At 60.1% G+C, this 12,435-nt stretch carries 12 protein-coding genes; 10 read left to right on the plus strand and 2 right to left on the minus strand.

The genetic code is table 11. The features are described 5' to 3' along the window. Positions 1 to 34 precede the first annotated feature (34 nt). The 7 genes from RTX98_RS08090 (at position 35) to RTX98_RS08120 (ending at position 7,001) form a co-directional block, all read left to right on the plus strand. Positions 35 to 1,495 carry a pyruvate dehydrogenase complex E1 component subunit beta gene (locus RTX98_RS08090; RefSeq protein ID WP_312795848.1) on the plus strand — a complete coding sequence of 487 codons (1,461 nt, stop codon included), beginning with the start codon at positions 35 to 37 and terminating at the stop codon, positions 1,493 to 1,495. A 49-nt stretch (positions 1,496 to 1,544) separates the two neighbouring features. Continuing rightward, positions 1,545 to 2,912, plus strand: a complete 1,368-nt coding sequence (locus tag RTX98_RS08095; RefSeq protein ID WP_416223086.1) for a pyruvate dehydrogenase complex dihydrolipoamide acetyltransferase — start codon at positions 1,545 to 1,547, stop codon at positions 2,910 to 2,912. A gap of 6 nt (positions 2,913 to 2,918) precedes the next feature. Beyond that, positions 2,919 to 3,557, plus strand: a complete 639-nt coding sequence (locus RTX98_RS08100) for an SGNH/GDSL hydrolase family protein (protein ID WP_312795852.1) — start codon at positions 2,919 to 2,921, stop codon at positions 3,555 to 3,557. Positions 3,558 to 3,567: 10 nt separating this feature from the next. Continuing rightward, positions 3,568 to 5,031 (plus strand): dihydrolipoyl dehydrogenase, encoded by a 1,464-nt coding sequence (gene lpdA, locus RTX98_RS08105; RefSeq protein WP_312795854.1) that lies wholly within the window; start codon positions 3,568 to 3,570, stop codon positions 5,029 to 5,031. Positions 5,032 to 5,170: 139 nt separating this feature from the next. Beyond that, positions 5,171 to 5,428 (plus strand): GlsB/YeaQ/YmgE family stress response membrane protein, encoded by a 258-nt coding sequence (locus RTX98_RS08110; protein WP_312795855.1) that lies wholly within the window; start codon positions 5,171 to 5,173, stop codon positions 5,426 to 5,428. Positions 5,429 to 5,571: 143 nt separating this feature from the next. Beyond that, positions 5,572 to 6,546 carry a lipoyl synthase gene (gene lipA, locus RTX98_RS08115; protein WP_312795856.1) on the plus strand — a complete coding sequence of 325 codons (975 nt, stop codon included), beginning with the start codon at positions 5,572 to 5,574 and terminating at the stop codon, positions 6,544 to 6,546. Further along, positions 6,546 to 7,001: a type II toxin-antitoxin system RatA family toxin gene (locus tag RTX98_RS08120; protein WP_312795858.1), complete on the plus strand. Its 456-nt coding sequence runs from the start codon at positions 6,546 to 6,548 to the stop codon at positions 6,999 to 7,001. Before lipA ends, RTX98_RS08120 begins: the two co-directional genes overlap by 1 nt. Position 7,002: 1 nt before the next feature. Here the strand turns inward: RTX98_RS08120 and RTX98_RS08125 are convergent, their stop codons facing one another. Both RTX98_RS08125 and RTX98_RS08130 read right to left on the minus strand, forming a co-directional pair. Further along, positions 7,003 to 7,494: a CinA family protein gene (locus RTX98_RS08125; RefSeq protein ID WP_312795859.1), complete on the minus strand. Its 492-nt coding sequence runs from the start codon at positions 7,492 to 7,494 to the stop codon at positions 7,003 to 7,005. Beyond that, positions 7,491 to 8,684: a bifunctional 2-C-methyl-D-erythritol 4-phosphate cytidylyltransferase/2-C-methyl-D-erythritol 2,4-cyclodiphosphate synthase gene (locus tag RTX98_RS08130; RefSeq protein WP_312795896.1), complete on the minus strand. Its 1,194-nt coding sequence runs from the start codon at positions 8,682 to 8,684 to the stop codon at positions 7,491 to 7,493. Before RTX98_RS08130 ends, RTX98_RS08125 begins: the two co-directional genes overlap by 4 nt. Positions 8,685 to 8,831: 147 nt before the next feature. Here RTX98_RS08130 and dusB point away from each other — a divergent pair, with 147 nt between their 5' ends. From dusB to ntrC, 3 genes are read left to right on the plus strand one after another with little or no spacing between them, the layout of a single operon-like run. After that, entirely contained in the window at positions 8,832 to 9,827 is a 996-nt protein-coding gene (gene dusB, locus RTX98_RS08135; RefSeq protein ID WP_312795860.1) for a tRNA dihydrouridine synthase DusB, read from the plus strand. Then, a complete protein-coding gene (locus tag RTX98_RS08140) occupies positions 9,824 to 10,957 on the plus strand; it encodes a nitrogen regulation protein NR(II) (protein ID WP_312795861.1) in 1,134 nt (377 codons plus the stop codon). Before dusB ends, RTX98_RS08140 begins: the two co-directional genes overlap by 4 nt. Next, entirely contained in the window at positions 10,954 to 12,408 is a 1,455-nt protein-coding gene (ntrC, locus tag RTX98_RS08145; RefSeq protein WP_189502176.1) for a nitrogen regulation protein NR(I), read from the plus strand. The genes RTX98_RS08140 and ntrC overlap by 4 nt, the downstream gene beginning before the upstream one ends. Positions 12,409 to 12,435: the final 27 nt, after the last annotated feature.

A 12,435-nucleotide genomic window follows, 5' to 3' on the forward strand; every position in this document is an offset into this window, starting at 1 on the left:
CTACACCGACATTCTGCTTTGAGGAGAGACGGGTATGCCGATCGATATCCTTATGCCCGCTTTGTCTCCCACGATGGAGGAAGGCAATCTCTCGAAATGGTTGAAGAACGAGGGTGATTCTGTTGCCCCTGGCGACGTAATCGCCGAGATCGAGACCGACAAGGCAACCATGGAAGTGGAAGCCGTCGACGAAGGCACGCTTGGCAAGATCCTGATTGCGGCTGGAACCGAAGGTGTGAAGGTCAATACGCCGATCGCGGTTCTGCTGCAGGAAGGCGAGAGCGCTGGCGATATTGGATCCAGCAAGCCTTCTAGTTCCGAAGATGCAGCAGCATCGCCGGTCGCGAACGTCGACAAGGAAGACAAGGCGACTGTGAGTTCTGCCGGTGATGCAGGCGAGAAGGCGCGCCGCTCGACGGACGAGCCGTCGTCTCAGGCCGACAACACAAAGGTTCCCGCGACGCCGAAGGCAGAGGTCGCAGCTGATCCGGATATTCCGGCCGGAACGGAAATGGTTGCGACAACCGTTCGCGAAGCCCTTCGCGACGCCATGGCGGAAGAAATGCGCCGTGACCAGGACGTGTTCGTCATGGGTGAAGAGGTTGCAGAATATCAGGGCGCCTACAAGATCACGCAGGGCTTGTTGCAAGAATTCGGCCCGCAGCGTGTGGTCGATACGCCCATTACAGAGCACGGTTTTGCCGGTGTCGGCGTCGGCGCGGCGATGTCCGGATTGAAGCCGATCGTCGAGTTCATGACCTTCAACTTCGCGATGCAGGCGATCGACCAGATCGTCAACTCGGCCGCGAAAACGCTTTATATGTCGGGCGGCCAGATGGGCGCGCCGATCGTGTTCCGTGGCCCGAACGGTGCTGCGGCACGCGTAGGTGCCCAGCACAGCCAGGATTATGCGGCCTGGTACAGCCACATACCAGGCCTGAAGGTTGTGCAGCCCTATACTGCTGCCGACGCAAAGGGTCTGTTGAAGGCTGCGATCCGCGATCCCAATCCGGTGATCTTCCTCGAAAACGAGATCCTTTACGGTCAGTCGTTCGATGTGCCGAAGCTGGATGATTTCGTCTTGCCGATCGGCAAGGCGCGCATCCATAAGCAGGGCAAGGATGTGACGATCGTGTCGGCCGGTATCGGCATGACGTATGCCGTTAAGGCAGAGCTGGAACTGCGCGAATTGGGCATCGATGTCGAGATCATCGATCTGCGCACGATCCGTCCGCTGGATTTCGACACGATCCTCGCTTCGGTGAAGAAGACGAACCGGCTCGTGACCATCGAAGAAGGCTTCCCGCAAAACTCGGTCGGCGACCATATCGCCAGCCAAGTCATGCAGCGCGCCTTCGATTATCTGGATGCGCCGGTCATCACGGTTTGCGGAAAGGACGTTCCGATGCCCTATGCCGCGAACCTAGAAAAGCTGGCTTTGCCGAGCGTTGCGGATGTGGTCGAGGCGGTCAAAGCCGTCACCTACCGGGGTTAAGGGGAGCGTCATGCCGATCAACATCACCATGCCGGCCCTGTCGCCTACGATGGAAGAGGGCAACCTCGCCAAGTGGCTGGTCAAGGAAGGCGACAAGGTTGCGCCCGGCGATGTGATCGCCGAGATTGAAACGGACAAGGCCACGATGGAAGTCGAGGCTGTTGACGAAGGGACCGTCGCCAAGATCGTGGTTCCAGCCGGCACTGAAGGCGTGAAGGTCAACTCGCTCATCGCTATCCTCGCGGCCGAGGGAGAAGACGTCAGCGCGGCTGCAGCGGGTGGTGGCGACGCCGCTTCCCCGCAGACCGCTCCGGCAAAGCAGCCAGCAAGCACCAAGTCGGAAGAGGACGCAGCAACCAAGTCCGGTTATGGTGGCAGTGCGGCTTCTGCGGCAGGCTCCGAGAAGCCGGTGGAAGCTGCAATGAGCGAGGCTTCACAAGCTACTGCTCCCGCGAAGTCGGAAGGTGGGCGGGTATTCGCGTCTCCGCTGGCGCGTCGCCTGGCGAAGGATGCCGGGATCGATCTCGCAAGTCTTTCGGGCTCCGGCCCGCGTGGTCGCATCGTGAAAGCCGACGTGGAAGGTGCGGGCAAGGCCGGCGCAACTCAGCCGGTCACTTCGACAGCTGAGACGGCCGCTTCAACTGCTCCCGCTTCGGCACCCAAGGCCATGTCAGACGAAGCGGTTCTCAAGCTCTTCGAGCAAGGCTCCTACGAACTCGTGCCGCATGACAACATGCGCAAGACGATCGCGCGGCGTCTGGTTGAAGCCAAGACGACCATCCCTCACTTCTACCTGACGGTGGATTGCGAACTCGATGCGCTTCTGGCGCTTCGTCAGCAGCTCAACGCCGCAGCTCCGATGAAGAAGACCGAAAAGGGCGACGCGCCGCTCTACAAGCTTTCGGTCAACGACATGATCATCAAGGCGATGGCGCTCGCGCTGCGCGATGTTCCAACGGCCAATGCCTCGTGGACGGAAACCAACATGGTCATACACAAGCATGCCGATGTTGGCGTGGCCGTGTCCATCCCAGGCGGGCTGATCACGCCGATCATCCGCCGCGCGGAAGAAAAGTCGCTCTCGACCATCTCCAACGAGATGAAAGACCTTGCCGCACGAGCACGTTCGCGCAAGCTGAAGCCCGAGGAGTACCAGGGCGGCACGACTGCCGTTTCCAACCTCGGAATGTTCGGCATCAAGGACTTCTCCGCAGTCATCAACCCGCCGCATGCCACGATCCTCGCGATCGGCGCAGGCGAGGAGCGGGCTGTCGTGAAGGGCGGCGAGATCAAGGTTGCGACCGTGATGTCCGTGACGCTTTCGACCGATCACCGTGCGGTTGACGGCGCCTTGGGTGCGGAGCTGATTGGCGCCTTCAAGCGTCACATCGAAAACCCACTCGGCATGCTGGTCTAAGCGGCCATGAAGACGGCGCTATGTTATGGTGATTCGCTGACTTGGGGTTACGATCCCGAAGGCCGCGGTCGCCACGCCTATGAGGATCGTTGGCCAAGCGTGCTTCAGGCAGCACTGGGCGATCAGGCAGCCATCATCGCCGAAGGCCTGAATGGTCGCACGACGGTCTGGGACGATCACCTCGCGCCGGCGGACCGAAATGGGGCGCGCATCCTGCCCTCCATCCTATCGACGCATGCACCGCTTGATCTCGTGATCTTCATGCTCGGGACCAACGACATAAAGCCTCAGATTTGCGGCAAGGCGTTTGGCGCTCGACGCGGTGTGGAGCGGTTGATCGAGATCGTGCGCTATCATGCCTATCCCACGGCGGCGGATGCGCCCGACATCCTCATCGTTGCGCCGCCGACGATTTGTGAAACGGCGGATCCCGATTTTTCAGCCATGTTTGCCGGCTCCATTCAGGAGTCGCAGATGCTTGCGCCGCTCTATGCCGACTTGGCCGATCAGCTCGGCTGCGGCTTCTTTGATGCAGGCGCGGTTGCGAAGACCTCGCCGTTGGATGGCATCCATCTGGATGCCGCCAATACAAAAGCTATCGGCAAGGGTCTTGAGCCGATCGTACGCATGATGCTCGGACTTTAAGGAGACGGTGATGGCCGACACAATCTACGACGTGATCATCATCGGCTCGGGTCCCGGCGGCTATGTCGCCGCCGTGCGTGCGGCACAGCTTGGCCTCAAGACGGCGATCGTCGAGCGGGAGCATCTCGGCGGCATCTGCTTGAACTGGGGCTGCATTCCCACCAAGGCGCTGCTGCGCTCGGCCGAAGTCATGCACTACGCCCAGCATCCGGAAGCTTATGGCTTGAAGATCGACGGCCAGGTGTCTGCCGATGTGGATGCCGTGGTGAAGCGGTCGCGCGGTGTGTCGCTGCGCCTGAACGGCGGCGTCGGCTTCCTTATGAAGAAGAACAAGGTCGACGTGATCTGGGGCGAAGCCAAGATCACGAAGGCTGCCAAGGGCGAAGCGCCAGGCGAGATCGTCGTCGGCAAGTCATCGAAGAAAGCCATGGAGCCTCAGCCGCCGGCCCCGAAGGGTACGCTGGGCGAGGGCACCTACAAGGCCAAGAACATCATCGTCGCAACGGGCGCGCGCCCGCGCGTTCTGCCCGGCATCGAACCAGACGGCGATAAGATCTGGACCTACTTCGAAGCCATGGTTCCAAAGGCACTGCCGAAGTCTTTGATCGTGATGGGCTCGGGCGCCATCGGCATCGAGTTCGCCTCCTTCTATCGCACCATGGGTGCCGATGTGACGGTGGTTGAACTGCTGCCGCAGGTCATGCCGGTGGAAGATGCCGAGATTTCCAAGTTCGCGCAGAAGCAGCTGGAAAAGCAGGGACTGAAGTTCCTTCTCGAAGCCAAGGTCGCCAAGGTCGAGAAGACGGCTGACGGCGTGATCGCGCATATCGAAACCAAGGACGGCAAGACGCAGCAGCTGAAGGCCGACAAGCTGATCTCCGCTGTTGGTGTGCAGGGCAACTTCGAGAACCTTGGTCTTGAAGCGCTTGGCATCGAGCTCGATCGCGGCATCATCAAGACTGATGGTAAAGGCTCGACCAATGTGCCTGGCATCCATGCAATCGGCGATGTCGCCGGCGCGCCGATGCTGGCACACAAGGCCGAGCATGAGGGCGTGACCTGCGTCGAGAAGATCGCTGGTCTCCATGTTCATGCACTCGACAAAGGCAAGATCCCAGGCTGCACCTATTGCCAGCCGCAAGTCGCCTCAGTTGGCTTGACGGAAGCGAAAGCCAAGGAGACAGGTCGCGAGATCCGCGTTGGCCGCTTCTCCTTTGCAGCCAACGGCAAGGCGATTGCGCTCGGCGAGGATCAAGGTCTCATCAAGACGATCTTCGATGCCAAGACCGGCGAGTTGCTCGGCGCGCATATGGTGGGTGCCGAGGTCACAGAGCTTATCCAGGGCTTCGTGGTTGCCATGAACCTCGAAACCACCGAGGAAGAGTTGATGCACACGATCTTCCCGCATCCGACCTTGTCCGAGATGATGAAGGAAAGCGTGCTTGATGCTTATGGACGAGCGCTAAACGCCTAATATCCACAGCCTTCCTCATAGCTCGCCGTCCTGTCACGGAACCGAAATGCATCTAAGAACGTTTCCGGTCTGGAATGGCAAACGCCGTTCCCCGGAAGCGCACTGGGTATTTTGCGCCGGGCAATCAAAGGAGCGGGCAATGGAAATGAATGGCGTAGGTTGGCTTGCAGCCATCATCATCGGCGGTTTGGCTGGTTGGCTGGCCGAAAAGGTCATGAAGAGCGACATGGGCCTCTTCATGAATATCATTCTCGGCATCATCGGTGCGGTCGTCTTGAATGCGATCCTCGTGGCGCTGAACATCGGCATTCTTGGCGTTGGCTGGATTGCCTACCTCATCACGGGCTTCATCGGCGCCTGTATTCTGATTTGGGTCGGCCGCCTGATCCGCCGCTAGATCCAGCATTTCTGCAAGGCAGATCCCCGTTCGCGCTCGCCAGCGCGGACGGGGTTTTCTTTTGCCTGCTGGGAGCTTACATGCGGAAGGGAAGGGTGAACCCGCAGCGCGCGCGGTAGCCTGGCATGTTTGTTAGGATTGGCATGGTTACCGTCCTCGATACCGTTCAGCGGTCCCGTTTGCGCCACCCTGAGAAGGCGCACCGTCCCGACCAGGAAGTCGCGAAGAAGCCGGATTGGATCCGCGTCAAGGCGCCGACCTCGAAGAACTATGCCGAAACCCGCTCCATCGTGAAGGACAATAAACTCGTCACGGTATGCGAAGAGGCCGGCTGTCCGAACATCGGCGAGTGCTGGGACAAAAAGCATGCCACCTTCATGATCATGGGTGAAATCTGCACGCGCGCCTGTGCCTTCTGCAACGTTTCAACGGGGCGACCGCTGGCACTTGACCCCCTTGAACCTGCAAACGTCGCCAAGGCGGTTCAGCAGATGGGGTTGACGCATGTCGTGATCACATCTGTTGATCGCGATGATCTTGCCGATGGCGGTGCGCAGCATTTTGCCGAAGTGATCCGCGCCATTCGCGCGCTCACGCCGCTCACCACCATCGAGATCCTGACCCCTGACTTCCTTCGCAAAGATGGCGCGCTGGAAGTCGTGGTTGCCGCTCGGCCGGACGTGTTCAACCACAACCTCGAAACGGTGCCGTCGAACTATCTGACAGTGCGGCCAGGTGCTCGCTACTTCCATTCCATTCGTTTACTGCAGCGCGTGAAGGAGCTTGATCCATCGATCTTTACCAAGTCTGGCATCATGGTCGGCTTGGGTGAAGAGCGGAACGAAGTGCTTCAGCTGATGGATGATCTGCGCAGCGCCGAAGTCGACTTCATGACAATTGGCCAATATCTTCAACCCACAAAGAAGCATCATCCGGTCAAGGCCTTCGTCACCCCGGACGAATTCAAGTCGTTTGAGACGGTGGCACTTTCGAAAGGCTTCCTGGTTGTGGCATCGAGCCCGCTGACGCGGTCGTCGCACCATGCCGGCGAGGATTTCGCACGCCTACGCCTGGCGCGTGAGGCGCAGCTGAAAGCTTTCGCAGCAACCGCCGCCTGATGCCGCAGTTTACGACCACCCGGCATGTCCGCCATGCGCCGGACAAGATGTTTGCGCTGGTTGCGGATATCGAGCAGTACCCGCAATTCCTGCCGCTTTGCGAAGCCCTAAGCGTGCGTTCGAAGCGCGAGCGCGATGGGCTGACCGTGCTCGTTGCCGACATGAGTGTCGGCTACAAGGCGATCCGCGAGACCTTCACGAGCCAGGTCGTGCTGAAGCCGGCCGAGAACATCATCGACGTGAAGTATCTGGATGGCCCGTTCCGTTACCTTACCAACCAGTGGCAATTCATGCCTACCGCGGATGGTGGCACTGACATTCAATTCTTCATCGATTACGAGTTCAAGAGCCGGATACTTGGCGCCATGATGGGCGCGATGTTCGATCGCGCCTTTCGGATGTTCTCCGAAGCGTTCGAGAAGCGGGCCGACGTCATCTACGGCCATCCGGCCTAGCTCACGCGCCGCGCAACGCCTCCACGCCGTATTGCAAGGCAGTTCGTGCGGCTTCACGGCGGATGAAGTCGCGACCGCTGTTCTCGAACACGCGCTTGATCGCCAAGGGCTTGCGACCTTCGACGGCAATGCCGAACCAGACGAGGCCGACCGGCTTTTCGTCTGTACCGCCCTCAGGGCCGGCCACGCCCGTTGTAGCCAAAGCGATCCCCGCCTTGGAGTTCGCCAACGCGCCAGCTGCCATTTCCAAAGCTGTCTGCTGAGAGACCGCACCGAATTGCTCAAGCGTTTCGATCGCTACGCCCAACATCTCGACCTTGGCTGCGTTGGAATAGGTCACGAAGCCGCGGTCAACCACGGCCGACGCACCCGGCACGTCAGTTAGCATCGTTGCAATCAGTCCGCCGGTGCAAGACTCAGCCGTCGTGGCCATAACCCGCCGTTCCCAGCATGCCTTCAGGAACGCCACGACGAGGTCCGTATCTTCGCTCATTCTTCCAGGCTCCCGGGGTAAACGACAGTTGCTGTGGCGATTGCTGCGATGCCTTCCGAGCGCCCGATAAAGCCGAGGCGCTCGTTGGTCGTGGCTTTGACGGAGACGCGGTTTGGGTTGATGCCGAGCATCGTAGCCATCGCGGCAACCATTACTTCGCGGTTCGGTCCCACCTTTGGCGCTTCGCAAATCAAAGTCACGTCGGCATTGGCGATGCGCCCACCATTCTGGCGAACGACTTTCGCAGCATGCTCCACAAAGATCTTCGAGGCGGCGCCGCGCCATTGAGGATCGGACGGCGGAAAATGCGTTCCGATGTCGCCCGCGCCGCAGGTCGCGAGCAAGGCGTCGGTGAGGGCATGCAGGCCGACGTCAGCGTCCGAGTGTCCCGACAGCTTCTTGTCGTGTGGGATCGAAACGCCGCAGAGCCAAACAGCGTCGCCAGGCTCGAAAGCATGGACGTCGTAGCCGTTGCCGGTGCGTACGTCCGGGAACGCGGATGCCGAGTGAAGGCGTTGATCAGCCATTGCGATGTCTCTCGCCCAAGTCAGTTTAATGTTGTCGACAGAACCCCGCACGATCCGCACGGGAAGACCCGCCCAGGCAGCGATGGCCGCATCATCGGTAAAGGCGTCGAGCCCGGCTCCAGCAGCCTGACGATGCGCGTAGCGGATGCGTTGATAGTTGAAGGCTTGTGGGGTCTGGGCGGCATGCAGATCCTCGCGCGGCACTGTCTCCAGCACGTTCAAATCCCGGTCTGAACGCTTGATCGTGTCCGATACAGGCAAGGCGGGGAGAACGGCCTCGGCTTCGATCAAAGCGGCCGCGACTCGATCGATAAGTTCCGCGTCAACAAAGGGGCGGGCGGCGTCATGGATCATGACGTGCTTAGGAAAGCTCTCAGCCAAAGCCTCCAAGGCCAGCCGCGTAGAGGCTTGCCGTGTCGCTCCACCATGAACCAACTTAATACGCCGAGCATCATCGCCCACAGCTTCGCGAAACAAGGCATCGTCATCTGGATGGATCGCAACGATGATCTGGCCCACCGCGGGATGATCGGTGAACGCTTCCAGCGACCGAGCGATGACGGCCTTGCCGCCGATCTTGCGATATTGTTTTGGGCCTTCAGCCTGTCCGGCACGCTCGCCTCGTCCGGCCGCGAGAATGATGACGGCAATGTCTGAAGGCATAGGATCTGAGATGGTCAAGCTTGCACGCCTGTGAGGCTGGAGGTTGTTCCATAAGCAATGCTGCACAGAGTCGGTGCAGCACCATTGCGAGCCGCGGCAAAGCTGGTTAGAGAACAAGCATTCCACGCCAATGCTTGGTTTTTGAGCATGACCGAGTTGAACATTCTAACGGTACCTCTCACGATCGGCTCGGCGATCGTGCGCAATCGCGTGTTTCTGGCTCCCATGTCGGGTGTCACCGACGAGCCGTTGCGGCAGCGCGCCTATGATCATGGCGCCGGACTTGTGGTGGCCGAAATGGTCGCCAGCGGCGAACTCGTCAAGGGCCACGAGGATTCCCGCAGACGCCTACGCCATTCCGGCCTGCCCGTCCACATGATCCAGCTTGCCGGCCGCGAAGCCGGCGCCATGGCCGAAGCGGCGAGGGTGGCGGCAGGTGAGGGCGCTGACATCATCGACATCAATATGGGCTGCCCGGCGAAGAAGGTGACTGGCGGCTATTGCGGGTCGGCGCTCATGCGCAACCTCGATCATGCGGTGTCCCTTATCGATTCGGTTGTAGCCGCGGTCTCGGTGCCCGTGACCGTAAAGATGCGGCTCGGCTGGGACGACGACTCACGCAACGCACCTGAACTTGCCGCCCGCGCCGAACAGTCGGGCGTGTCGATGGTGACCGTGCATGGGCGCACGCGCTGCCAGTTCTACAAGGGCGCAGCCGATTGGAGCGCGGTTGCGGCCGTTAAAGCTGCCGTATCTTTGCCCGTCGTCGTCAACGGCGACATCGAGACACAGGCTGATGCACAAGCTGCGTTGGCAGCCTCCGGCGCCGATGCCGTGATGATGGGCCGCGCCCATTACGGAGCGCCTTGGGCGGCGGGTCATGTCGCGGGTGGCACAGCCACAAAGCCGGATGAATTAGCCAGCTACGTCATTGCCCACTACGAGGATATGTTGAGCCTCTACGGTCGCGAAAGCGGGCTTCGGCAGGCACGCAAGCATCTCGGCTGGTATCTGGACCGGCATGCTTCCCATGTTCCACAGCCACGAAAGGCGGCCATAATGACCAGTCTCGATCCTGCCGTGGTTATCCGGGAACTGCGTCTGGCTTTTTCGTCTTCACCCGATCTGGAGCTGGTTGCATGAGCCGCGATATGTCTTCCGCGGCAGTTCCTGCGAGCATCGTCCTGAACACCATCCGCCGGCCTGTCGTAATGGTGGATCAGGAAGGGCTGATCAGCTTCGCCAATGCTGAAGCCGAAGATTTCTTCCGTTCCAGCGCAGCTGTTCTCGCCAAGAACTCCTTGGTGAAGCTGCTTCCTTTCGGCAGTCCCTTGTTGACGCTCGTGGATCAGGTTCGGGAACGCAACGCACCCGTCAACGAGTATCGCGTCGACGTTTCCAGTCCTCGTTTAGGTTTGGAGAAACTGGTCGATGTCTATGTGGCGCCTGTTCCTGAGATATCCGGCTCCGTAGTGGTGATGCTGCAGGAACGCTCCATGGCCGATAAGATCGAGCGCCAGATGACGCATCGCAGCGCGGCGCGTTCCGTTACTGGGCTTGCTGCGATGCTCGCCCATGAGATCAAGAATCCTTTGTCCGGTATCCGCGGCGCGGCGCAGCTTCTTGAAACCGCTGTGTCTGATGAGGACCGTTCGCTCACCCGACTGATTACCGAGGAGACTGACCGCATCGTCTCGCTTGTCGATCGTATGGAGGTCTTTTCCGACGAACGCCCCATCGAGCGTCAGCCGGTCAACATCCATGTCGTTTTCGATCGTGTGAAGGCCATTGCTGCAAACGGCTTCGCGCGTCGCATCAAGATCAACGAAATCTATGACCCCAGTTTGCCGCCGGTTTACGCCAACCGCGACCAGTTGGTGCAGATATTCCTTAATCTCGTGAAGAACGCGGCTGAAGCGATCGGCAATGATCCGCAGGGCGAAATTACCCTGACGACCGCGTTTCGTCCCGGCATCCGTGTCATGGCTCCAGGCTCCCGGGACCGTGTTTCGCTACCGCTCGAATTCTGCGTGATCGACAACGGGCCGGGCGTGTCCGAGGACATTTTGCCGATCCTGTTCGATCCGTTCATCACCACCAAGATTAACGGGTCAGGCCTTGGCCTTGCGCTGGTTGCCAAGCTCGTGGGCGAGCATGGCGGGGTGATCGAATGTGACTCCACACCACGCGGCACCTCATTCCGCATTCTGATGCCTGCCTGGAAAGACGACCATCCCAGGCATTCCTTCTCCGACGGGAACCAAGCACAATGACAGTCAAAGGCAGCATCCTGATCGCCGATGACGACGCCGCTATTCGCACGGTGTTGAACCAGGCGCTATCACGCGTCGGCCACGATGTGCGCGTGACCTCCAACGCTGCAACACTGTGGCGTTGGGTATCGGCGGGCGATGGCGATCTGGTGATCACGGATGTGGTGATGCCGGACGAGAACGCCTTCGACATGCTGCCGCGCATCAAGAAGGCCCGGCCGGATCTACCGGTCGTCGTCATGAGCGCGCAGAACACGTTCATGACCGCGATCCGCGCGTCGGAATCCGGCGCTTACGAGTATCTGCCGAAGCCTTTCGACCTCACTGAACTGCTCAACATCGTCAATCGCGCACTGTCGGAGCCGAAGAAGCCGCGCCACGATCGCAATCTGGAAGAGCAGCCGGACTCTATGCCATTGGTCGGGCGCTCGCCCGCCATGCAGGACATCTACCGGATGCTTGCGCGCATGATGCAGACGGATCTCACCGTCATGATCTCCGGAGAATCCGGCACGGGCAAGGAATTGGTGGCACGCGCGCTGCATGAATATGGCCGGCGCCGAAATGGGCCGTTTGTCGCCATAAACATGGCGGCCATTCCCCGCGACCTGATCGAGTCTGAGCTCTTCGGCCACGAGAAGGGCGCCTTCACGGGCGCACAGAATCGTTCGACGGGCCGTTTCGAACAGGCGGAGGGCGGCACGCTTTTCCTTGATGAGATCGGCGACATGCCGATGGAAGCGCAAACACGTTTGCTGCGTGTGCTTCAGCAGGGTGAATATACGACGGTTGGCGGCCGCACGCCGATCAAGACCGATGTCCGCATCGTCGCCGCCACCAACAAGGATCTGCGCACTCTGATCAATCAGGGTCTGTTCCGCGAAGACCTGTTCTATCGCCTCAACGTCGTACCATTACGCCTGCCGCCTCTGCGCGAGCGCAGCGAAGACATTCCGGATCTGGTGCGGCACTTCTTTAAGCAAGGGGAAAGCGAAGGGCTGCAGCAGAAGCGCATCTCCCCTGCCGGTTATGATCTGATGAAGCGCTATCCCTGGCCAGGCAACGTGCGCGAGCTCGAAAACCTGATCCGCCGTTTGGCCGCGCTGTATCCCCAAGATGAGATTGCGGCCGAGATCATCGAACAAGAATTGCGGACGCGGGATGCCGTAAGCGGCGGTGGGATCAGCACCGGCCTGCCCGACGACCTTTCTATCGGTCAAGCCGTGGAGATTTACCTCCAGCGCTACTTTGCTGAATTCGGCACCGACCTTCCTCCGCCGGGCTTGTATCAACGGCTATTGGCAGAGGTCGAGTATCCGCTGGTGCTGGCTTCGATGACAGCCACGCGCGGCAACCAGATCAAGGCGGCTGAGCTTCTCGGTCTTAATCGCAACACGCTGCGCAAGAAGATCCGCGAGCTGGGCGTCAACGTTTATCGCGGCGGCCGCTGACCGTCAGCGCACCTAAGCGGCTGTTGA

The sequence above is a fragment of the Tianweitania sp. genome (assembly GCF_032053605.1).
Classification (GTDB): Bacteria; Pseudomonadota; Alphaproteobacteria; order Rhizobiales; family Rhizobiaceae; genus Tianweitania.

Excerpts from the sequence above, each read along its gene's own strand:
- RTX98_RS08090 (WP_312795848.1), top strand. The coding sequence starts at position 35 with ATGCCGATCGATATCCTTATGCCCGCTTTGTCTCCCACGATGGAGGAA.
- RTX98_RS08095 (WP_416223086.1), top strand. The coding sequence starts at position 1,545 with ATGGAAGAGGGCAACCTCGCCAAGTGGCTGGTCAAGGAAGGCGACAAG.
- RTX98_RS08100 (WP_312795852.1), top strand. The coding sequence starts at position 2,919 with ATGAAGACGGCGCTATGTTATGGTGATTCGCTGACTTGGGGTTACGAT.
- lpdA (WP_312795854.1), top strand. The coding sequence starts at position 3,568 with ATGGCCGACACAATCTACGACGTGATCATCATCGGCTCGGGTCCCGGC.
- RTX98_RS08110 (WP_312795855.1), top strand. The coding sequence starts at position 5,171 with ATGGAAATGAATGGCGTAGGTTGGCTTGCAGCCATCATCATCGGCGGT.
- lipA (WP_312795856.1), top strand. The coding sequence starts at position 5,572 with ATGGTTACCGTCCTCGATACCGTTCAGCGGTCCCGTTTGCGCCACCCT.
- RTX98_RS08120 (WP_312795858.1), top strand. The coding sequence starts at position 6,546 with ATGCCGCAGTTTACGACCACCCGGCATGTCCGCCATGCGCCGGACAAG.
- RTX98_RS08125 (WP_312795859.1), bottom strand. The coding sequence starts at position 7,494 with ATGAGCGAAGATACGGACCTCGTCGTGGCGTTCCTGAAGGCATGCTGG.
- RTX98_RS08130 (WP_312795896.1), bottom strand. The coding sequence starts at position 8,684 with ATGCCTTCAGACATTGCCGTCATCATTCTCGCGGCCGGACGAGGCGAG.
- dusB (WP_312795860.1), top strand. The coding sequence starts at position 8,832 with ATGACCGAGTTGAACATTCTAACGGTACCTCTCACGATCGGCTCGGCG.
- RTX98_RS08140 (WP_312795861.1), top strand. The coding sequence starts at position 9,824 with ATGAGCCGCGATATGTCTTCCGCGGCAGTTCCTGCGAGCATCGTCCTG.
- ntrC (WP_189502176.1), top strand. The coding sequence starts at position 10,954 with ATGACAGTCAAAGGCAGCATCCTGATCGCCGATGACGACGCCGCTATT.